General features: G+C 65.2%; 18 protein-coding genes and 1 pseudogene. 9 read left to right on the forward strand and 10 right to left on the reverse strand.

Annotated features, from left to right (window positions below; all coding sequences use genetic code 11):
* Together NDI65_RS12935 and glmU are read left to right on the forward strand one after the other, a co-directional pair.
* Window positions 1-406 (forward strand): annotated as a pseudogene (locus tag NDI65_RS12935) (thioredoxin); the annotation flags it as partial.
* A 100-nt stretch (window positions 407-506) separates the two neighbouring features.
* Window positions 507-1,688: a bifunctional sugar-1-phosphate nucleotidylyltransferase/acetyltransferase gene (gene glmU, locus NDI65_RS12940; protein WP_089780940.1), complete on the forward strand. Its 1,182-nt coding sequence runs from the start codon at window positions 507-509 to the stop codon at window positions 1,686-1,688.
* Between the two features lie 208 nt (window positions 1,689-1,896).
* Here the strand turns inward: glmU and NDI65_RS12945 are convergent, their stop codons facing one another.
* Both NDI65_RS12945 and glmS read right to left on the reverse strand, forming a co-directional pair.
* On the reverse strand, window positions 1,897-3,606 hold the full coding sequence (locus NDI65_RS12945; protein WP_042666559.1) for an asparagine synthase-related protein: 1,710 nt from the start codon (window positions 3,604-3,606) through the stop codon (window positions 1,897-1,899).
* 24 nt (window positions 3,607-3,630) lie between these two features.
* On the reverse strand, window positions 3,631-5,439 hold the full coding sequence (gene glmS, locus NDI65_RS12950) for a glutamine--fructose-6-phosphate transaminase (isomerizing) (protein ID WP_089780942.1): 1,809 nt from the start codon (window positions 5,437-5,439) through the stop codon (window positions 3,631-3,633).
* A gap of 370 nt (window positions 5,440-5,809) precedes the next feature.
* Here glmS and NDI65_RS12955 point away from each other — a divergent pair, with 370 nt between their 5' ends.
* The 3 genes from NDI65_RS12955 to NDI65_RS12965 all read left to right on the forward strand — a co-directional run bounded on the left by NDI65_RS12955 (window position 5,810) and on the right by NDI65_RS12965 (window position 8,154).
* Window positions 5,810-6,841 carry a thioredoxin domain-containing protein gene (locus NDI65_RS12955; protein WP_089780944.1) on the forward strand — a complete coding sequence of 344 codons (1,032 nt, stop codon included), beginning with the start codon at window positions 5,810-5,812 and terminating at the stop codon, window positions 6,839-6,841.
* Between the two features lie 137 nt (window positions 6,842-6,978).
* Window positions 6,979-7,356 (forward strand): hypothetical protein, encoded by a 378-nt coding sequence (locus tag NDI65_RS12960; protein WP_310893720.1) that lies wholly within the window; start codon window positions 6,979-6,981, stop codon window positions 7,354-7,356.
* A gap of 24 nt (window positions 7,357-7,380) precedes the next feature.
* Window positions 7,381-8,154, forward strand: a complete 774-nt coding sequence (locus NDI65_RS12965) for a methyltransferase domain-containing protein (protein ID WP_089780948.1) — start codon at window positions 7,381-7,383, stop codon at window positions 8,152-8,154.
* 75 nt (window positions 8,155-8,229) lie between these two features.
* Here NDI65_RS12965 and NDI65_RS12970 read toward each other — a convergent pair whose 3' ends face one another.
* The 7 genes from NDI65_RS12970 to NDI65_RS13000 all read right to left on the reverse strand — a co-directional run bounded on the left by NDI65_RS12970 (window position 8,230) and on the right by NDI65_RS13000 (window position 15,867).
* Window positions 8,230-10,167 (reverse strand): glycosyltransferase family 39 protein, encoded by a 1,938-nt coding sequence (locus tag NDI65_RS12970; RefSeq protein ID WP_226908786.1) that lies wholly within the window; start codon window positions 10,165-10,167, stop codon window positions 8,230-8,232.
* 63 nt (window positions 10,168-10,230) lie between these two features.
* Window positions 10,231-11,277, reverse strand: a complete 1,047-nt coding sequence (locus NDI65_RS12975) for an ATP-grasp domain-containing protein (RefSeq protein ID WP_226908787.1) — start codon at window positions 11,275-11,277, stop codon at window positions 10,231-10,233.
* A gap of 183 nt (window positions 11,278-11,460) precedes the next feature.
* The gene (locus NDI65_RS12980) at window positions 11,461-12,486 is read right to left on the reverse strand and encodes a DUF354 domain-containing protein (RefSeq protein ID WP_089780954.1); all 1,026 of its coding nucleotides are present in this window, start codon (window positions 12,484-12,486) and stop codon (window positions 11,461-11,463) included.
* A gap of 10 nt (window positions 12,487-12,496) precedes the next feature.
* Entirely contained in the window at window positions 12,497-13,783 is a 1,287-nt protein-coding gene (locus NDI65_RS12985; protein ID WP_310893721.1) for a nucleotide sugar dehydrogenase, read from the reverse strand.
* On the reverse strand, window positions 13,776-15,164 hold the full coding sequence (locus NDI65_RS12990) for a nucleotide sugar dehydrogenase (protein WP_089780958.1): 1,389 nt from the start codon (window positions 15,162-15,164) through the stop codon (window positions 13,776-13,778). The genes NDI65_RS12985 and NDI65_RS12990 overlap by 8 nt, the downstream gene beginning before the upstream one ends.
* Window positions 15,161-15,742 carry an acyltransferase gene (locus NDI65_RS12995; RefSeq protein ID WP_167344162.1) on the reverse strand — a complete coding sequence of 194 codons (582 nt, stop codon included), beginning with the start codon at window positions 15,740-15,742 and terminating at the stop codon, window positions 15,161-15,163. The genes NDI65_RS12990 and NDI65_RS12995 overlap by 4 nt, the downstream gene beginning before the upstream one ends.
* The gene (locus NDI65_RS13000; RefSeq protein ID WP_264371817.1) at window positions 15,739-15,867 is read right to left on the reverse strand and encodes a hypothetical protein; all 129 of its coding nucleotides are present in this window, start codon (window positions 15,865-15,867) and stop codon (window positions 15,739-15,741) included. Before NDI65_RS13000 ends, NDI65_RS12995 begins: the two co-directional genes overlap by 4 nt.
* A 304-nt stretch (window positions 15,868-16,171) precedes the next feature.
* Here NDI65_RS13000 and NDI65_RS13005 point away from each other — a divergent pair, with 304 nt between their 5' ends.
* The 3 genes from NDI65_RS13005 (at window position 16,172) to NDI65_RS13015 (ending at window position 19,497) form a co-directional block, all read left to right on the forward strand.
* Window positions 16,172-17,257 carry a DUF1616 domain-containing protein gene (locus NDI65_RS13005; RefSeq protein WP_089780961.1) on the forward strand — a complete coding sequence of 362 codons (1,086 nt, stop codon included), beginning with the start codon at window positions 16,172-16,174 and terminating at the stop codon, window positions 17,255-17,257.
* Complete coding sequence (locus NDI65_RS13010; protein ID WP_042666542.1) at window positions 17,257-17,826, forward strand: metal-dependent hydrolase; 570 nt, start codon at window positions 17,257-17,259, stop codon at window positions 17,824-17,826. The genes NDI65_RS13005 and NDI65_RS13010 overlap by 1 nt, the downstream gene beginning before the upstream one ends.
* 213 nt (window positions 17,827-18,039) lie before the next feature.
* Entirely contained in the window at window positions 18,040-19,497 is a 1,458-nt protein-coding gene (locus NDI65_RS13015; protein ID WP_226908788.1) for a hypothetical protein, read from the forward strand.
* Window positions 19,498-19,551: 54 nt separating this feature from the next.
* Here NDI65_RS13015 and NDI65_RS13020 read toward each other — a convergent pair whose 3' ends face one another.
* On the reverse strand, window positions 19,552-20,223 hold the full coding sequence (locus NDI65_RS13020) for a helix-turn-helix domain-containing protein (RefSeq protein ID WP_089780964.1): 672 nt from the start codon (window positions 20,221-20,223) through the stop codon (window positions 19,552-19,554).
* Window positions 20,224-20,380: 157 nt separating this feature from the next.
* On the opposite strand from NDI65_RS13020, the gene NDI65_RS13025 reads away from it, so the two are divergent.
* On the forward strand, window positions 20,381-21,421 hold the full coding sequence (locus NDI65_RS13025) for a glycosyltransferase family 2 protein (protein ID WP_042666538.1): 1,041 nt from the start codon (window positions 20,381-20,383) through the stop codon (window positions 21,419-21,421).
* The last annotated feature ends 86 nt before the right edge of the window (window positions 21,422-21,507 follow it).

Below are 21,507 nucleotides of genomic sequence, written 5' to 3' on the forward strand. Positions count from 1 at the left end.
CCCCACGTCCCGGCTCGCGCGGGCGCTCTGGGACGAACTCCAGTCGCACGACCCCGACGTGGTCGTCGACCTCCACAGCTCCAGCGGCATCTACAAGTACGACGGGAAAGTCGGGCAGGCCGTCTTCCCGACCCGCGCGACCCCGATGAACGCGGTGAACGCCTGCGACTACGTCAACGAGCAGTACATCGACCTCTCGGAGTACCCGTCGCACTACGACTTCGACTGCGGCAACTCCCTCGACGGGTCTCGGCCGCTCTTTATCCACAAGGCGTACGGCGACCTGCACCTCCCCGGCTACCTCGTCGAGACGACCCGTAAGGGGACGACCCTCGAAGACGCCGTGACATGGGAAGTCGCCGTCGCCCGCGACCTGCTGTGGCAACACGGCGTCTATCACGGGTGAGCACTACGCCGCACCTAATCGCGTTGAACTCGCCGAAAAACGCCGACAACGACCCCTTATCTCGCGTATAATAAGGCCCGTCGTTCGACTACGGCGGGGTATGCAAGCTATCCTACTCGCGGCCGGGCGAGGCACACGCATGCGACCGCTGTCGAACGAAGTTCCCAAACCGATGCTGACCGTGGCCGGACAGCCGATCGTCGGTCACACCGCGGAGGCGGCGGTGGAGGCCGGTGCCGACGAACTCGTCATGGTCGTCGGCTACGGCCAAGAGACGGTGCGCGAGCACTTCGGCTCGTCGTACCGCGGCGTCCCGGTCTCCTACGTCGAACAGGACGAACAGCAGGGGACCGCGGACGCGGTCCGCGCCGCCGAAGAATACATCGACGGCGCGTTCGCCGTCCTCTACGGCGACAACCTCTACGACCCCGACGGCATCGACAGCCTGTTCGACGCGGCCCCGAGCATCGCGTCGATTCGCGTTCCGAACCCCGGCAACTACGGCGTGTTGAACGTCGCAGACGGCGCGGTGGCGGAAATCGTCGAGAAGCCCGATGCCCCCCGAAACGACCTCGTCAACGCCGGTGCGTACGTGTTCCCCGCGGAGGCCCGCGACATGTTGGACGTGCCGCTGAGCGAGCGCGGCGAGCGCGAACTCACCGACGTCCTCGACCGAGTCATCGACGAGTTCAACGTCTCGCCGGTGACGCTCGACCGCTGGATGGACGTGGGCCGGCCGTGGGAACTCCTCGAAGCGAACGAGTGGAAACTCAAGACGTTCGACCGCCGCATCGACGGCGACGTGAGCGACGACGCCACGGTGCAGGGCGACGTGGTCGTCGAAGCGGGCGCGACCGTCAGAGACGGCTCCGTCGTCGAGGGGCCCGCCTACGTCTCGAAGGGAGCGACGGTCGGGCCGAACGCGTACGTCCGCGGTTGCACGTTCGTCGGCCCCGGCGTTCACGTCGGCCACGCCGTCGAGATCAAAAACAGCGTGCTCCTCGCGGAGACGAACGTCGGCCACCTGTCGTACGTCGGCGACAGCGTCGTCGGCCGCCGCGTCAACTTCGGCGCGGGGACGAACGTCGCCAACCTCCGGCACGACGACGAAGACGTCTCCGTGACGGTCAAGGGCGACCGCGTCTCGACCGGCCGCCGAAAGTTCGGCGTGGTCGTCGGCGACGACGTGAAGACCGGGATCAACACGGCGCTCAACGCCGGTGTGACGCTCTCTGAAGGCGCTCAGACGGCTCCCGGAGAGACCGTGACGACCGACCGATAACGCGGCGACAGCGACGAGGCGACCTCCTTTTCGCACCTGTTGCGGCGTCTCGGTACAGTCCGAATCTCCCCGCACCGTCGCACGCTCTTGTCAGTCGTCGTCGGTGTCGAGGTGAGTCAGTACCGACAGCAGTCCGTGGCGGCGGAGAACGAGCGAGACGACATCGCGAGCACGAGCCGTCGGTCAGTCGGGGAGAAGAAGCGGAGACTCAGGAGTCGGTCAGCATCCGAACCGGCGGACACAACACGTCGTTGGGGGTGAGGATGCTGTCGTCGTCCGCGGCGTTCATCCACGTCGTGATGTCGTTGATTCGCAGCTTGACTCTGACCGGAAGCTCGTGGATGCTCGGGTAGCCGGGGAAGAGCTTGCGGTCGAGTTCGTTCCGGTCGTACTGCGCCTCCATGTCGGGCCACGGCGAACTGAACGGGGAGACGCCCGGCACTTTCCGCCGGAGGAACTTCTCGATTTGGTTCTTCCGGAACGAGTCGTGCGGTCTGTCCGGCGGGCGGTGGCGGAAGATGTCGGGGTTGAGTTTCCGCATCGCCGCCATCATCGTGTTCGTGTTGCGCTTTTCCGGCGGCGTCTTCAGGTGCCAGTCGATGAGTTCGGCGTCGGCGGCGACGAACGACTCGATGTAGTTGTCGGACAGCTCGAAGTGGAACGGGACCGACGGCTGGTTTTGGATGCCGATGAGTTCGATACTGTCGTAGACGTTGTCGTAGCGGTCCGACCACTTGTCGAGCTGCTCGTCGACGACGTCGTCGATGAACTCCATGCTCGTGTCGAACTCGTCGTAACACTCGGGGAAGACGTGATCGCACGCCGGGTGGTAGCCGAACTTCGACGACAGCACCTCGGCGGGGTCCGGGTCGGGGTCCAGCCCCTGCAACGGGAACCGATTACCGAACACGTCGACGACGTTCTGGGGGAGGAAGTGTCCGCGGAGGAACGTGTCGAAGAGCAGTCCGTGAAAGACGGTGTCGACGTCCATCTTTTCGTCACAGCCCGCGTGGTGGATGTGGACGGATTCGCGCGTTCCGAGGGAGTACTCGATGACGTCCTCGTCGACGTTGATGTAGTCGTCGTCGGGGACGAGGGTTTCGTGGTCAGCGCCGTACTGGTGGGCGATGTCTCGGGCGACTTCGACCTCCGGGTGGTCGGGCTCACCGAGCGTGTAACAGACGTCGATATCCGGATGCTGGGCCACGATCGCCCGCGAGTCGTAGCCGCCGCTCAAGAGGACCCCCTGCCTGCCCGGGAAGTTCGTCCGGCGGGCTATCGCCCGTTCGAGGCGCGCCGCGAGTTCGTCGACGTAGTCGAACTCGTCGGGGTCGGCGGGGTCGTAGACGAACCGAGAGAGCGACCCCGACTCGTCGGCGGTGAAGTAGCCGTCGAACGGGATGCAACTGAGTCGGCTGTACACCGTCCGGTCGTCGACGACGACGCCCATGTGGATGTATTCGAGGAGACCGCGGGTGTCGACTTCCAGATCGCGGGCCGCCGAGAGGACGCGTTGCGGGTTCGTACCGAACACCCGCCCGTCGGGCGTGTCGGTGTAGAAGCACTGCCACGTTCGGGCGGGGTCCGAGGCGACGATCGCGTCGCCGTCGAGTTCGACGAACACGAGGAACGACCCGTTGAGTTCGCCGAACGCGTCGGGCCCGACCTCGGCGTACCGCTCGAAGGCGTGCTCGGCCGCCGGGGCCGAAACGTCATCGGGCGAAAACGCCTCGCCCCAGACGATACAGCTCCCTCGTTCGTCTCGATACGTCGACGAGCGTCCCGGAAAGCCGAGCGCGGGGTCGCGGATGGCGACGGTTGCGCGCTCACCGTCGGCGACCCAGTCGAAGCTCGAACGAGACGCGAGCTCGTCGAAGGCTCCGTCGTCGTCGAGGACGCCAAACAGTTCTTTGTTCATTGTGGGTGGCTGGTTTCCGTGGGATTACTCGACCGTGACACTCTTGGCGAGGTTTCGAGGCTTGTCTATCTCGCGGTCCAACTCGGTCGCACAGTAGTACGAGAGGAGCTGTAACTGGACGTTCGCGAGGAGATTCGTACAGACGGGGTGCCTGTCGGGGACGTAGAGGTGCTCGTCCGCGGCGTCCATTATCTGGTGGTCCGACGGGCAGATGGCGACGATGGGCGCACCGCGGGTCTTCGCCTCCTTAGCGTTTGTCACCGTCTTGTCGCTGCCGTCGGTACAGACCGCGAAGACGGGAGTTCGGTCGGTGACGAGCGCCAGCGGGCCGTGTTTGAGTTCGCCGGAGGCGAACCCCTCAGCGTGCTCGTAGGTGATCTCCTTGAACTTGAGCGCGCCCTCCTTGGCAACCGAACAGCCGAGTCCGCGGCCGATGAAGAAGTACGCGTTCATGTCGAGGTACTCGCGGGCGAGTCGCTTGGCGTCGCTCGTCTGGAGCACCCGTTCGACGGCGTCGGGGAGGTCGGCCATGTCGGAGACGAGTCGGTCGAGGTTGTCCGCGGGGACGCCGGAATCGACGATATCCGAGAGGTGCTGGCTGAGGAGCGTGAGGACCGCGGCCTGCGACGAGAACGTCTTCGTGGCCGCGACGCCGATTTCGGGGCCGGCGCGGATGTAGACCGGTTCGTCCGCCTCGCGGGCGGCGGTCGACTGCACGACGTTCGTCACCGCGAGCGTCTCGACGCCCTCCTCGTTGACCTGTCGGAGCGCGCTGAGCGTGTCCGCCGTCTCGCCGCTCTGAGTGACCGCGATGAACAGCGTGTTGTCAGTCAGCGACCCCGTGGTCAGGTCGTACTCGCTCGCGCGAATCGCGCGCGCCGGAACGTCACAGCGGTTCAGGAGGCTCGCACCGAACAGCGCGGCGTGGTACGAGGTGCCGCATCCGACGAGTTGGACGGAGTCGACCTCCGAGAGGTCGGTCTCGATGTCGAGTTCGATTTCGCCCGACGCCGGGTCGAGACGCCCTTCGAGCGTCTTCTGGAGCGAGGTCGGCTGCGTGTGAATCTCCTTGAGCATGAAGTGGTCGAACTGCCCCTTGCCGGTCTCGTCGGGGTTCCAGTCGACCGTCTCGACTTCGCGCCGCACCGTCACGTCGTCCTCGTCGGTGATGTCGACGCCGTCGGCGCGGACCTCGACCGTGTCGCCGTCTTCGAGGTAGACGACGTTCTTCGTGTGGTCGAGGAACGCGGGCACGTCGCTCGCGAGGAAGTAGCTGTCCTCGTCGACGCCGAGGACGAGCGGCGACCCCTGTCGCGCGGCGTAGATGGAGTCGTTGCCGTCGATGACGACCGCGATGGCGTAGCTCCCTTCGAGCGTGTCGACCGCGTGCTGGAACGCCGCAAGCGGCTCGTTTCCGCGGTCGAGGTAGTAGCTGACGAGGTTCGGAATGACCTCGGTGTCGGTGTCGCTCGTGAACTCGTAGCCCTTCTCTTCGAGGGTGTCCTTGAGCGCCGCGTAGTTCTCGATGATGCCGTTGTGGACCGCGGCGACCTGGTTCGTCCGGTTCGTGTGCGGGTGCGCGTTCTCGTCGGTCGGCGGCCCGTGGGTGCTCCATCGCGTGTGTCCGATACCGAGCGTCGCGCTCGACTCGACCCCGTCGATGGTCTCTTTGAGGTCCGAAACCTGACCCGAGCACTTCCACACGTCCAGTCCCGAGCCGTTTTTCACCGCGATACCGGCGGAGTCGTAGCCGCGGTACTCCAGTTTTTCGAGCCCGGTGACGAGCGGGCTGATGGCCCGCCGTTCACCGACGTGAGCGATGATTCCGCACATGTTAGCGGTCCTCCGCGTGTCGGAAAACACGCGCCGTGCCGGTCGTCGTTGGCTGCGGACGGTTCAGAGCGGACGAGGTGGCGGCGTTCGGCTCCACCCGGTGTTGTTTGCTGTGTGTCATGGGTTGCGAGGTCGACAGCGAGTTGAGCTGCCCCTGGAACCATGATACGAAGAAGCGGCCATTACTATAGACGCGCTAAGGGACGGCTCCGATTTCGAAACCGACACAAACGCACCGTTGTCGTTCGGTTTTTCCGAAACGATGCGTTGACGGGCGAACGGCGGATTAGGCACCGAACAGTCCGCGGGACGGGCGGTGGCACGCTTTACACGGCCGATAATAATGCCGGTCACGTCCCGGGTGTACTGTATGGTTGACCGAGAGACAGACAGGCGAAGCATTCTCAAACTATCCGGCGTCGCGGCCATCGCCTCGCTGAGCGGTTGTGCGAGTTTCGCTCGGCAGGCGAACACCGGCGGGGAAACCACGACGGCGAGCCAATCGGGGGGACAGACGACCACGGCGCGGCCCGAGACGCAGACGGCGGAGGGCAACGAAACCGACGCGGACTCGTCCGACGAGATGAGTCCCTTGACGGTCTCCGACCCGTCGTTCGACCTTCCGACCGAGTCCCTCCCGTCGTTGCAGACCGACAACCGGTACCCGACTGTCGGGACGGCCGACACGACGGTGACGGTGTACGGGAACTGGAAGTGTCCGTACACCCAGGAGTTCGTCCAACAGCAGTTCGGCACGCTCATCGAAGACTACGTCGCGACCGGTGACCTCTCCGTCGAGTTCCGGAACGTGGCGTACATGGACGGCGAACCGTACCTCGGGCCGGACGCACCGCGCGCGAGCGAGGCCGGACTCGCCGTCTGGAACATCGACCCCGAGTCGTTCTGGACGTACTTCGCGTACGTCTTCGCCAACCAGCCGCAGGAGCGCTACGACTGGGCGACCACCGACAACCTCGTCCGAATCGCCGAGGAGGCGGACGTGAACGGCATCGACCAGATTCAGCGGGCGATTCGGTCGCGCGCGTACGCCCAGAGCGTCCAACTGTCCGCCGACAGCGCGGCCGAACTCGACATCACGACCGTGCCCCGAGTCGTCTCCGACGACGAGGTGACCGCGCCGACGGTCGACTTCGAAGCCACGAGAGAACAGCTGGAACGGGCCGCCGGCGGTTCGACGTTCGGTGAAACGACGACCGAGAGCGACGATTCGTTCGGCGGGAACTCGACGGAAAACGACACGTCGTTCGGAGAATCCACGACCGAAAGCGACACCGCCTTCGGGTCGTCGTCCGGCGGAAACGAGAGTGGCACGGCGAACAACAGTTCGACGACGTTCGGAAGCGACGAGACGACAGAATCGGACAGCGACGACGCGTTCTAGTTCTCCGCGACGCTGTCTGAGTGGTACTCTTCAGTTGTGGGCCGTCTGCACCGGCCGACTGCGGTGAGAGGTGCTGCTCACACCGCCACACGAGTCATTCGTCCAACATTTATTGTCCGTGCGACAATAGCATCGCTGTGGCCGAATTCAAACACGTCTCAATCGGTGTTCTCGTCGGTATACTCGCAGGCGGCAGTTACTACGCGGACGGTCAGTGGGACCCGCAACTGCTGTTCTGCCTTATCCTCACGTGGGGAGTCGCCGGTTGGCTACTGGTGCGAAATCGCCGTGCGCTCAGTAATATGCCAGCCCTCCACCAGATTCTGTTTGTCGGGTTGGTGTCTTTCGTACCCCTGTACAGCATTCACCCCGAACTACCGCTGGGAAGCCTTCGGACCGTTCTCGTACTCCACGCGACGGGGCTCATCGCTGCCGGCATCGGATTCGGCGCCGAGATAGGCGCGTCGTCTCGCAGAGAACAGCGTACGACGGCGACCAGCCCACTCGACGAGTAGGCATCACGGCCCGTCACGGAACCCATGACTAACCTCAACTACGACGAAGCGGCGGTCGCTCGTGAAGAGGCAAACTACCAGACGGGGACTGCTCGGGCACGTCGGGCGTTTGTCCACGAGCAGTTGAACCTGAAGTCCGGAGAATCGGTCCTCTCTATCGGCTGCGGCCCCGGGTTCGAACCGTCGGAACTTGCATCACAGACGAACGCATCCCGCGTTCTCGGAGTCGACTCCAACCCGACGATGCTCGCTGTTTCCCGGGATCGGTGTCCAGACGCTGTCTCACTCCTGCGCGGTGACGCGACGTCCATTCCGGTCGCAGACGGGTCCGTCGAGACGGCCGTGTCGGTACAGGTCTACGAGTACATCGACGATATCGATGCCGCCCTCTCCGAACTCCATCGCGTTCTCGATTCCGATGGGAGAGCGGTGATTTATGCAACCGACTGGGAATCGCTCGTCTGGCGCGTCCGGAACAGCGCGCGTTCGAACCGTGTCCTCTCCGCGTGGAACGAACACTGCTCACACCCACACTTGGGGTCGACCCTCGAACCGAAACTCCGAGCCGCCTCGTTCGACGTGACGGATATCGTTCCCTATACGCTCCTGCTTACGGAACTCGGACAGGATTCGTTTGCATACTATCTGCTGGCGTCTATCCGAGAGTTTGTCACACCTCGGCTCGGAGCGGAAGTCGCGCGTCAGTGGGCCGAAGACGTCCGAACTCGTGACCGGAGGAGTGAGTCGTTTTTCTCTCTCACGCAGTTCTGTTATCTCGTCGAGCCGGTGGACGAGTGACGCAACAGACGGGTCGGTCCGTAAGTCGCCTGCATCGACCACACAACGCAAAAAACAACGACCGCGGCAGAGCGGTCAGTTAGCGCCCGGGAGCGAACAGATGGTGACTTCGCCGTTCGCGTAGACGTAGTTGGTCGTCGGCGGACAGACCTCGGTCTTCGACGGGTCGAGGTTCGTGGCCGTGTCCTGTTCGTTCGGGAAGTACGAGGCGCTCTGTGACTGGTACTCCCGGTAGGCCGTTATCCCCTGTGGCACCGGTCTGCCGTCTTCCACCGGTAAGGGCTCGGCCGGATACGCGTCCGTTCGCTCCCACACCGTCCCGTACGGCAGGTCGGTGTAGAGTTCACCGCCCTGTTGGGACGAGCGGGCCGAGCCGTACGTGTCGATGGCGGCGAGTTCCTGTTCGGTGTACGAGAGCCGCTCGTGTTGGTTCGGGAACACCGGGCTGTCCATCGCGCCGTCGTTCGACATTATCATCACGTTCGGGTAGACGAGCACGAACAAAAGCAGGATGACGCCGACCACCTTGAAGGTGGTCCGGTTGGCGAGGTGTCGGAACCCGAGGACGCCGATGATGGCGAGGAGGGCGTAGAGGTACGCGAACCAGCGACCGGGGACGAAGCTCTCGATGCCGACGAGCGGCAGTCCGAGCACGACGAACAGCATCGCCACGATAGCGCCGACGAACGTGTACGTCGTCTGCGTCGCCCGCGAGCGGTTGAGCACGGTGAGACAGCCGATGAGACCCGCGAAGACGAGCAGGAGGAACCCGGCTTCGGTGACGTACGTCGAGAGTTGCGAGAGGAACGTCTGTCCGGCCGAACCGGCCGCACCGGACGCGCCGGCCGACCCGCCGCTTCCACCCACGCCTTGGAGGAAGCCGGCGTTGAACAGGTTCACGATGAGGTAGTTGATGACCGTTTCGAGGAAGGTGTCGCCCTGGTACGGCGTCAGCGACCAGGTGAACACGATGAGCCCGAGGTTGAACCCGACGAGCCCCGCGAGGTTCACGGGGTTGGACCCGCCGCTGGAAAACGAAAGCGGGTCCGGGTCCTCGGTGAAGAAGTCGAACCGGAGCAGCACCTGCGCGGCGAACCCCGCGAAGAGGACCACCAACATGATGAACGACGACACTTGGTGGGTGAGGATGACGGCGGTGCTGAACAGGACGAGGAGGCCGAAGTCGCGCCACCGCTCGCTCGCGTGCGTGATCCGCACGAGGCAGTACAGACACGCGAGGAAAAACAGCAGCCCGAGGCTCGTCGGGATGAGGTGGATGCCCCAGCGGATGACCTGGTCGCCCATCGCGTACAGCGCGCCGGCAGTGAGCGCCCAGCGAAGCGGCACGAGGAGTCGAGCCGTCCCGTAGACCAAAAGCGGCACGAGCGGCATCACGACGCCGACCGAGAGGTACAGCGCGTTCCGAAGCGACAGGCCGAGGAGGTGCGTCGACGCCGCCGTGAGGAGGTGGAAAAGCGGCGACGCGTAGTACTTGACCTCGCTGATTGCCGACAGCGAATCGGCCTGCAGGATCATCTGGACGAACGTCGTGTGCGACCAGATGTCGATGCCGATGTACCCCGGCGCAGTGTAGAGCGCGGCGAACCGAACGACAAACGAGTACACGATAATCTCCGCGAGGAAGACGCTCGGACGCAGTTCGCTGTCCGGCGCGAGCAGTATCTGCCCGAGCAGTAGCGTGCCGACGACGCCGCCGAGGTCCATGAAGAGGACGCTCCGTTCGCCCTGAATGACCGCGAGCACGACCATCCCCGCGAGGCCGAGGAAGACGCCGGCCGAGATGAGCCGAACGAGCGACGGCGCGAGCGTCGGGAGCCCCTCCGTGGTTCCCCTCCCGCGGGCGGCCGCGAGATAGAGGAGGCAACCGACGCCGAGGATAATCGGGAGCGTCACGATGAAGATCTGCGACGAGAGGAATCGCAGCGGGAACAACGCGAGCGCGAGCACGACTCCGAGACCCGCTGCGAGCACGTCGAGTTCGGCTCGTCGCAATCGGCCGTATATTGATGAGAGCATCGTTATGTATGGTGAGAGTTGAGTTTCGAACTGGGTCCGTCAGATCGTGGTCGGGTCTTTATCGGGGCCGTAAAACACGTCTTGCCAGTCGCGGGTCACGTGCGTTCCCCACTCGATGTCGAGTTCGGGGAGCTCCTGTCCCATCGCGTACTGCACGCTGAGCGCGGGGATGTTGGCACCCGCACCGACCGAAGCGGTGACGGACGGGGAGAGTCGCGGATGGATATCGACGAGTTTCGGCCTGCCGGCGGCGGTGTATTTGAACCGGAACGTGACGTTGTACTCCAACCCGAAGACCGAACAGAGCTCGCGGGTGTCTTGCAGGAGTTCCGGGTTCTCTTCGACGGTTCCGACGAACGAGGCGTCGTCGCAGGCCTCGTTGTGAGACCGGGAGACGAGAATCGGCGTCTCGTCGTCGCGGACGAGCGCGTCCACGGTGTACTCCTCGCCGGGTAGGAACTCCATCACGACGAGTTCGGGGAACTGGACCGTCTCTTGGAGGACGGGCAGCACGTCGCCCAACGTCGTGACGGTGCTGTTCGGTTTCTGGTTCAACAGCGCGTTGAACCGGTCCATGTCCGGGTCGAGGACGCGAAAGCAGCGCATGTCGGTGCTCACGGGGGGTTTGAAACAGACGCGGCGGTTGGGGTAGCCGAGCGCGTGCACCGCGTCGAGGAACTCGTCGTACGTGGAGACGCGGTAGAACTCGGGTGCCACCGGGTGGGCCTGCTTGACGAGTTCGTCGTACAGTCGCCCTTTGTCTCTGGCAACCGACAGCGCCTGCGGCGAGAGGGCCATCACTTCGATACCCTCGCTCTCGAAGACGGGCTTCGCTTCGGAGAGGGGGCCGACCTCCGCCGCGTTGAGTGGGAGGATTACGTCGGCGTCTTCGCGGCGAGCGACCGCCAGCAGGTCGGAGACGAACGCGTCGGTGTCGGCAGCGGGAACCGTCTCCGCCGTGTCGACGAGGGTGAAGCCGTAGGCGTCCGGGTCCGTGTCGACGCCGACGATGTGCGCGTCGAACGCGTCGGCCCGGCGAATCGCCTTGATGATACCCGAAGCGCCGACGGCACCGGCGCCGGTCACCAGCACGGTCACATCACCGTCTCGGCTTGACGGTCGGACTGTATCCAGCAGTGTCATCGAGACGAGACAGACACCAAGGGCCCCTTATTATATAGCAGATAAAAGGCGTGAAGCGCCGAAAATCGACGTGTCGCTCGGAGTCGACTCGGCCGGCGAACGGGCGTGAAACGCGCGTTCGAAAAACTATTTCTCGGTCGCCAGCACCCGCTCGACGATGACGTCCGTCGCGTCGACGTTCTCTTCGAGAAGTCGCCGTCGGCGCGCCTCCCAATCGGCGTCGGTCGACCGGAGGATGTCGACCGCCTGATTCGCGGCGCGTTCGTTCCGCCGCTCGCCGTGGTAGCCGAACAGCAGGTCGAAGGAGGCGAGGTCGCGCATGAGTCCGGGATTCGCGCTGTGGACGTAGACGGTCGGCGTCCCGAGCACGGCGCTTTCCGAGGCCATCGTCCCGCTCTCGCCGACGAAGAGGTCGGCGTACGCGAGCACGTGGTGGATGAGATGCGGGTCGATGGTGATGGCGTAGTCCGCCAACGCGGGCGGAAGGGAATCGCCCTCCGCGGAGATGAGGACGGTCGCGCCCGCGTCTTCGAGGCGACTGACGAGGCCGGTGAGTCCGTCGAGACCCTCGTCGCCGACGTCGTGTGCCGCGCCCCAACTGACCAGACGGACGACCGCGTACGTGTCGTCGGCGTCGACCGGGAGGCCGTCGAGCGCCGCCGGGTCGGGGTCGAACCGGTCGGGATGGAGGTACGCCAGTTCGTGGTAACTCGGGTATCGGTAGTGGTTCGACCCGGCGTCGTCGCGGTAGCATTTCGGCGTCGCCACCTCGTCGGCGAAGGGGAACGTCAGCGCGTTCGAGAGCGTCGCGTGCTCCGTGTCGGTGAAGACGACGCAGTCGGCACCGACGAGCTTCGCGACGTGTGCGGCCTCGAACCCCCCGATGGAGGCGACGACGTCCGGGTCGATGTCCCTCGCGGCGCGGAAGAGCCGATACTCGATGCCGAGCGTCGACAGCGCGACGCCGACCAGCGAGTCGCCGCGGGAGCCAACCACCTCGTAGTCGATTTCGTACTCGTCGAGGAGGTCCAAGGCGACGTCCTTGTCGAGGGCGCGGACGTACACCTCGTGGCCGCGAGCCTCGAACTCGTCGATGGCGTGTTTGAAGAAGTGGACGTGCGCGGGGTGCTGAATCGTGATGAGGATGTCCATCGTCGGTGTCTCAGAGCTGCGCGTAGTGGAAGCCGCGCTCGTCGGCCTCGTCGGCGTCGAACACGTCGGCCACGTCTATCATGACCGGGTCGGACCCGAGTTCGGCGGCCATCTCGCCGAGGTCGTAGTCGGTGAACTCCTCGTGGCCGGTCGCCACGACGACGCCGTCGTAGGCGTCGAAGTCGACCGACTCGACCACGTCGATGCCGAAGACCTCCCGCGACTCGTCGGGGTCGGCGTGGGGGTCGTAGCCCACGCAGTCGACGTGGAACTCGTCGAGTTTCTCTATCATCGTGCTCACGTCCGAGCTCCGGATGTCGCCGACGCCCGGCTTGTAGGCGAGTCCGAGGACGAGCAGCCGCGTGTCCTGGAGGACGCGGCCCGACTCGTTGATGGTCTTGACCGCCTTGCGGGCGGCGTGAACCGGGACGTACTCGTTGATTTCGCGCGCCTGCAACACGAGCTTCGGCGAGAAGCCCTCGCGCTTGGAGCGGTAGGTGAGGTAGAACGGGTCGACGGGGATGCAGTGGCCGCCGACGAAGCCCGGGGAGTAGCCGTCGTGGAAGTTCCACTTCGTCCCCGCGGCTTCGAGGACGTCCTTGGTCGTGAGTCCCATGTGGTCGCACGCGATGGCCAGTTCGTTGACGAGCGCGATGTTCATGTCGCGCTGGACGTTCTCGATGACCTTCGACGCCTCCGCCGTCTCGATGTCGGGCGCGCGGTGGATACCGGCGTCGACGATGCTCCCGTAGAGGTCGGCGAGGCGCTCGCGGACGTCCTCGGAGTTGGCTCCGACCACTTTGACCACGTCCTTGACGCTCCGCCCGGTGTCGCCGGGCGACGCGCGCTCGGGCGAGTAGCCGACGAACACGTCTTCGCCGACGGTGAAACCGGACTCGGCTTCGAGCGCGGGCACGAGGACGGACTCGGTCGCGCCGGGGTAGACGGTGGATTCGAGGACGACGGTCGTCCCCGGCGAGACGTGCCGGCCGATGGTCTCGGCCGCCGACTCGACGAACCGGAGGTCGGGGTTCTCCATGCTGTCGACCGGCGTGGGGACCGTCACGACGACGAAGTCCGCGTCCGAGATGTGCGTCGCGTCCGTCGTGAACAGCACGTCGGAGGCGGCGACGCCCTCGTCGGTCACGTCTCCGGTCGGGTCCGTCCCCGCCGAGAGCGTCGAGACCTTGTCGGGGTCGACGTCGTAGCCGATGACCGACTTCCCGGCGCGGTCGAACTCGATGGCCAACGGCAGGCCGACGTAGCCGAGGCCGACGACGCAGACGGTGTCAGTCATGGAGTCCGATTCCCTCGTAATCGACGCGTTCGTCGTCTCGATACTCCGTCGCGGCCTGTCGACCGTCGACGAAGACGACCGGGCGGTCGCCGTCAGAGAAGGCGGGCACGTCGAGATGTTCGAACGACTCGTGGGCCGTCACGAGCACGATGGCGTCCGGGGACAGGTCGTCGTTCGTGACGCCGCGGATGATAGTCGCACCCGCGGCCTCGAAGACGTCGGTGTCGTCGAGGATGGGGTCGGTGGCGACCACGTCGGCACCGGCGGCGTCGAGGTGTTCGATGACGGGGAGCGCCGGCGTCTTTCGAATCTCCTTGACGCCCGCTCGGTACGTGAGGCCGAGGACGAGAACGGTCGCGTCTTCGGGGGCGACGCCCCGTGCGTCCAGTCGGTCGAGCGCCGTCTGCGCGGTGACGTGCGGCATCTCGTCGTTGACGGCGCGAGCGGTCTCCATGAGCGGCGACGCCGTCTCGAACTCGTTGATGAGGAACTGCGGGTAGTACGGGATACAGTGGCCGCCGACGCCCGCGCCGGGCGTGTGTATTTCGCAGAACGGTTGGGTGTTGGCCACGTCGATTGCCTCGGTCACGTCGACTTCGAACTCGTCGGCGTGGGTCGCCAGTTCGTTGGCGAGCGCGATGTTCACGTCGCGGTAGACGCCCTCGAACACCTTGACCGCCTCCGCGGTCGTCGTGTCCGAGACGGTGATGACCTCGTTCGACGATATCTGGTCGTAGATGAGCGACGCGGCGCGGGCGCTCTCGTCGTCGGCCCCGCCGACGACCTTCGGGTAGGCCCCGCGGATGTCCTTCAGGGCCCGTCCCGAGGAGGTCCGCTCCGGGCAGAACGCGAGCCCGAACTCGCCGAGCGAGAGGCCGCTTTCGGATTCGAGAAGCGGGAGGAGCGCGTCTCGGCAGGAGCGCGGCGGGAGCGTCGACTCGAAGACGACGAGGTCGCCCTCGTCGAGACCCCGCCCGATGTCGCCCGCGACGGCCTCGATGACCGAGAGGTCCGGGCGACCCCCGTCGTCGACGAGCGTCGGGACGATGACCACGTGCACGCTCGCCTCGGCCGCGACTTCCCGCGGTTCCGTGTTCGCGACGAGCGCGCCGTCCTCGACGAGTCGTTCGACCAGTTCGTCGAGCCCGGGTTCGCCGACGATGTGGTTCCGCCCGGCGTTTATCTCGCGGACGACCTCGGTGTCGATGTCCGCGCCGGTGACGTTTCCGGTGGTCTCGGCGTAGACGGACGCGAGGGGTAGTCCCATCTTGCCGAGACCGTAGACGCCGACGGGCACGTCGCCGGAGGTGAACGCGTCTCTCTGTTCGTCTTCGGGACGGTCGGAGCCGTAGATGGTCGTGACTGAAGATTGTGTGCTCATATCGAGTTCGCTCCCTGTAGCTTCGCCGGGAGTGGGCGGTGTTCGGCGGGCGTTCCGACCGCGAGCGTCTCTGCGGGGACGTCCTCGGTGACGGTCGCGCCGGCGGCGACGAACGCGTTCTCGCCGACGGTCACGTCGGGGAGGATAGTCGCGTTCCCGCCGACCGAGACCCCGTCTTCGAGCGTCGGGCCGGTCATCTCGACGTCCTGCCGGACGGGGTACGGGTCGTTGGTGAGCACCGCGCCCGGTCCGACGAACACGTCGTCGCCGATGTGCGTGTGGGTCGGAACGTAGACGCGGGTCTGGAGGCTCACGTTGGACCCGATGGTGGAGGTGCCGTCGATGACGGTGTTGGTCCCGACGACGACGTTGTCGCCGATTCGGGTGTCCTCTCGGACGAGCGCGTCGTGGCCGGTGACGAAGCCGTCGCCGATAGTCACGTCGCTGTAGACGATGGTCCCCGAGCGGATTCGGGCGTCGTCGCCGACGATCGTCTGCCGGGAGTCCTCGCCGGCGGAGTACCCGAGGGTGACGTCGTCGTCTATCTCGCAGTTGGTGCCCGTGACGTACAAGTTCATGCCTGTGCCGAATCGCCAGACGTCTCGTCCTCTTCGGGGAGCGACCCGCCGCTTCCCGACCGGAGGGTGGTTACGAGCACGAACAGTGCGACGAGCGCCGCGAGGAGTTTGGTTTTGGTGCGCATTGTTGGTCACGCCGCGGGCCGTCGTGGCCCGCGATTCGAAACGGAGGTCACGCGAAGCGGCCATTATTATCGGGACGGTAAGCCCGTAGACGGCCGCAGACGGGCGAACGCGAGTCGGTCCCACCGTGCGAACCCTCACCAATCGAAGCCGCGATTCCTCGATTTTTCGGAGCATCACCCCGGAACGCTGCCGTCGGCGCGTTCGGTCATTCGCCCTTATCAGACCGCTAAGCCGCTCTTTCGCCCAATTTCGAGCGTGAACGGTCGCGGCCATTTTTCAACACGGACGGTCAAGGCGCGGGTGATGAAGTCGTCTACCCGTCACTGGACGCTCGACTTACTCCTCGTCGTCGCGGGCGCGATCGCCGCGCTCGCGGCGGTCATGCTCGGTCTCTCCGGGTCGGTCGTCCGGAGCCTGTTCGTCGTGCCGCTCATCGTTCTGTACCCGGGGTACGCGGTCCTCGCCGCCGTGTTCCCGGAGCGGCGGTCGGACGTCGAGTCCGACACCATGAGCGACGAGTCGGCGCTCACCCGACCGACGCGACACACCGCCGGACTGCTCTACTCCGTTCGGCTGGCCCTCTCGTCGGCGTTGAGCCTCGCGCTCGTCGCCGCGGTCGCGCTCGTCGCCAACGTCGCCGGGCGGGGGTTCGACGCGACCCTCGTCGCGCTCGGCGTGTTCGGCGTGACGATACTGTTCACCGCCGTCGCCATCGTCCGGCGCATGCTCCTCCCCTCGGACGCGCGGGCCGGTGCCCCGCCGCTGAGTACCGTTCTCGGGAGCGTGGCGTCGACCACCGGAGCGGTCACGTCCCCGCTTTCGTCCGAGTCGCGGAGTTCGCCAGTCTCGCTCGCCGTCAACCTCCTCGTCGTCGTGAGCGTCGTCGCGTTCCTCAGCAGCGTCGGGTTCGCGATGGTCGAGACGCAGACGCCCGAGTCGGACTTCACCGAGGCGTACCTCGTGACCCAGAACGAATCGGGGTACGCGGCCAGCGGCTACCCCCAGCAACTCAGTCGCGGAGAGCAGGTCCCGGTGACGCTGGCGCTGGAGAACCACGAGCACGAATCGACGACGTACACGGTCGTCACGAAGCTCCAACGGCTCGACAGAACGGCGAACGGGACGCGGGTGACCGAGGAACGCGAACTCGACCGAACGCGGCAGTCGGTCGAGGACAACCAGACCGCCTACGTCCAACAGGACGTGCGGCCGACGATGTCCGGTGAATCGCTGCGACTCGTCTACCACGTCTACAGAGGCGACGCCCCCGACGATGCGAACCGCGAGAACGCGTATCGGACCGTCCAACTGGTCGTTTCGGTCGGCGGTGGTGAAGACGCCACTGCGCAACTCAGCCGGCCCGATTCGACCGGAGGGGCGAGCGCCTGATGTGGCCGTGGGAGCATCTCGTCTTCGGCTACGTGCTGTTTTCCCTCGTGAACCGCGCCGCGTGGGACCCGCCGATCAGCGACGAGGCCGGCGTGGCCGTCGCGCTGATGACGCAGGTCCCGGACCTCGTCGACAAGCCGCTTTCGTGGTCGTTCGGCGTCGTCACGACGGGGTACGGCCCGGCGCACTCGGTCCTCGTCGGCGCACCGCTCGTCGCGCTGCTCGCGGGGGCGCTGTGGACGCGGAACAGGGCGAAACTCGCGCTCGCCGCGGTCGTCGGCTACGGGTCGCACCTCGTCGGCGACCTGCTCGCCCTCCGGGCGAACGGGCCGAACGCCGGGCGGTTGCTCTGGCCGCTCGCGCCGCGGGAACCCTACTCGAACGACCTCGGCTTCGTCCAGCGGTTCTCGGAGTACTTCCAGACGTTCCTCTATCAGGTGATGCGCCCCGAGAATACGGAGCTCGTCGTCGGCTACGTGGCCGTCTTCGGAGCGGTCGTCCTGCTGTGGGTGCTCGACGGGACGCCGGGGGTTCGGTGGGTTCGCCGCGCCGCCGACCGAGAACTCTGAGCGGGCCGCTCCGTCACTGGTCCAGCCCGCAGAGAATTTTAGAAACAACACCATAATTTAATTGATTGTCTGACATTCACCCATAGAACAGACATTCAGTTTGAATAATATGAAAAACGTTGAAAATACTCAATAGACAGAAGCAGAGACACTCTCGCGATGCGGAATCAAAGCGCAGAAGAGCGCAAAAGGACGGTATCTCGAAGGAACGTATTGAAGGGAATCGGCGGGGCGGCCGCGGCCGTCTCGTTCGCCGGGACGGCGTCGGCCGACGACGATTGGTACAACGTCGTCGACGAGGGAGCGGACCCGACGGGCCAGGAGTCTATCAATCCGATTTTGGACGATATTCGGTGCGACGACGGGACGGTGCTGTATTTCCCGGAGGGCGAGTATCTCATGGACGACGTCTTCCGGCACGTCGGTTTTCGAGGGTTCGAACTGCGGGGGGATAACGCGACTATCGTCCCGGCCGCCGACTACGACGGCAAGTGGCTGTTCAAGTTAGGAACGTTCGACCAACCGGGCGAGGACCTCGTCGTCGAGGGATTCGAGTTCGACTTCACGGCGGACAACACCGGCCTTCGCGTCGTCCAAGCGCAGGTCAGAGACGACCTTCTCGCGCGGAACCTCTCCGTCGTCGGGCAGCACGACAGCGGGAAGTACGGTCCGTTCGCGTTCGACGTCACCGACTCGTCGGGTATCGGGACCGTCCAGAACATCAGGATTCCCGACGGCGGCGAGTTCTCGGACAACACCCCGGGCGACATCGACGTGGGGCCGACGGGTATCATCGTCTCGCCGTACCACAACGGGAAGCTCTGGGTGCGCGACTGCGAGGTCTGTGCGTGGCCAGACAACGGTCTGTACTGTTCGACCGAGGGCGGCCGCGTCGTCGTCGACGGCGGCGTGTTCAAGAACAGCAACATCGCCAACATTCGGCTCTCGGGCGATTACAGCTCGATTCACGGCGCGACCGTCATCGTCGACGAGCGCCGGGACAACGACACGAACCAGCGGGGCATCCGACTCGACGGCGGCGCGTACAACTGGATAGACGACACCGTCGTCCGAATCGACGAGCCGAACGGACGGGCCATCAGCGTCCAGAACGACGTCGAATGGGCGCGGATTCAGAACGCCAGCGTCATCGTCAACGGGAGCGTGCCGACGAAGGCCGTCACCGTCTCGTCGGGCGCGGGGAAAGTCGACATCCTCAACACCGACATCGAGTTCAACACCAGCGGCCACGCGCTCGTCGTCAACGGGCCGAGCAGTGCCGACGCCGACCCGGTGTACGTCCTCAAGTCGAACGTCGGGGGCTCCGGCGATGGGTCGACCGGCCGACACGCGGTTCGACTCGAACGGGGCAACTGCACGCTCGACCGCTTCGACGTCGAACAGACCGGCGGCGACTACCGCCGCGCGGTCAAGGTGCTCGGCGACGGTAGCACGTTCATCTGGGGCGACTACGACACGGGTCACATCCCGCTCGTCAACGACGCCGACGGAACGACGTTCCACGGCGTCACCTCGCAGTCACACGACGGCTACGAGGGGATGAAGGTCATCGACGGGTCGAGCGGCGTCGAAGTCACCGAGTCTGCGATTCACAACGGCGTCTGGGAGTACGGCGACGTCGACGTCACGTACGACGGGAACTGGTTCTGAGCCGCGCCGGTCGGCACCCGCGTCGACTCCGCGACGCTCCGCACCCGGCCGGGGTTACTGCGACAGCGTCGCTTCGATGAGTCGGGAGATGGCTCGGCGAATCCGCTGTGAGACGCCCGACTTGGAGATGCCGAGGATGGTCGCCAACTCGCCCTGCGAGGACCCCCGCGGCACCTCGAAATAGCCGTTCTCGTGGGCGACGAGGAGCGCCTTGCGCTGTCCCGGGAGGAGCGCCGTCTCGGAGCCGACGTCGGTGTCGCGGGCGACGTGGAGGCGCTTGACGCGAAACGAGATATCGTTGTCGTGGTAGTGTTCTTGCACCCGGTGAAGCGTCGAGTGAGCGGGGAGGTGCATCTGGATGTACCACTTGCTGTTTTCGTGACGGACGGAGATGACCCGGACGCCCATCTCCGTCGAGGACGGGGGAATCAGTTGGACGCCGCTGCCGAAGAGGACGCGAAACCGGCGGTCGGAGCCGACGGAACCGAGGAAGTCCGCCTCTATCACGGTCGGGTCGACGACGAGAGACGCCGCGACCGAATCGACGGCACCCTGTTCGACGACGACGAACGCGCAGTCCCAGCCGAGCCCCTCGGTCGGTTGGAATTCGAGTTCGACCGGCCCCTGATGTCCCGCGACGAACGACGAGAGAATCAGTCTCGGGTCGTCGAGAGTAATCTCCAGATAGATCGGTCGAGCGTCGTCTCCACTACGGTCCTCGTGCATCGCCTGTTGTTCGACAATCGGTACGGGTTATTATGCAGGTGGTAAGCGCCCGTGGCCGCGTCTCGGCGGCTCCGCTCCCGTACCTGTCGGCGGGCTGTGAACAACTACGATGCCCATAATAACGACGCCGAGACGCCCACGGTTCGATAGGACTCCAATGTACAAAGACAACTCAATCGCCGTCGTCGTGCCGGCCTACAACGAAGAGGGCTACGTCGGGGAGGTAATCGACACGCTCCCCTCGTTCGTCGACGTGGCCTACGTCGTCGACGACGGGTCGACAGACGGGACGTGGGACGAAATCGTGACGCACGCCGACGCGTTCAACGAGGACCACACCCCCGAAGCGTCGGCGTACGACGACGTGGTCGTCCCGATTCAACACGACGAGAACCGCGGGGTCGGCGGCGCGCTCAAGACCGGCTACCTCCGCGCGCTCGAAGACGAAGTCGACATCACGGCCGTCCTCGGCGGCGACGGGCAGATGAACCCCAACGAGCTGGCGAAGTATCTCGACCCCATCGCGGAGGGCGACGCGGACTACGCGAAGGGCAACCGATTCATGGAGCAGGCGGACCTCGACGCCATGCCGGGGTACCGCCTCGTCGGCAACTCCATCCTGTCGTACCTGACGAAGTTCGCCAGCGGCTACTGGAAGACGATGGACCCGCAGAACGGCTACACCGCGATTTCCCACGAGGCGTTGAAGCAGGCCGACATCGAGAACATGTACGAGTACTACGGCTACTGCAACGACCTGCTCGTCAAACTCAACGCCGAGAACCTCCGCGTCGCGGACATCGCCTGCTCCGCGGAGTACCTCTACGACGACGACTGGAAGAGCCACATCGACTACGGCGAGTACGTCCCGCGCGTCTCGGGCATGCTCCTCCGGAACTACTTCTGGCGGCTGAAAAACAAGTACATGCTCCGCGACTTCCACCCGCTCGCGGCGTTCTACTACCTTGGAACCGCTATCGCGGGCGTCGCAGCCATCGGTCTCATCGGCTCGGGGCTGGCGCGAAACGGCGACGGCGACGACGACGGCGACGCGCCCGGCCTCGGGAGTTGGGCGATCGGTCTCCTCTTCGGCATCACGTTTCTGCTGTTCGGCACGGTCCTCGACCACAACGACAACGAAGCGCTCGAAATTCGGGTCGACGACGACACCTACGACACCGAGATTCCGAGCGAATAAGCGGGTCGACGCGGGAACCGGAGGCCGACGAGGTTCGCGGAACGAACTTAAAGGCTGGACATGTGAAGCCGAGGACGTTCGGTAAG

This window comes from Haloferax sp. S2CR25 (assembly GCF_031624535.1).
GTDB classification, from domain to species: domain Archaea; phylum Halobacteriota; class Halobacteria; order Halobacteriales; family Haloferacaceae; genus Haloferax; species Haloferax massiliensis.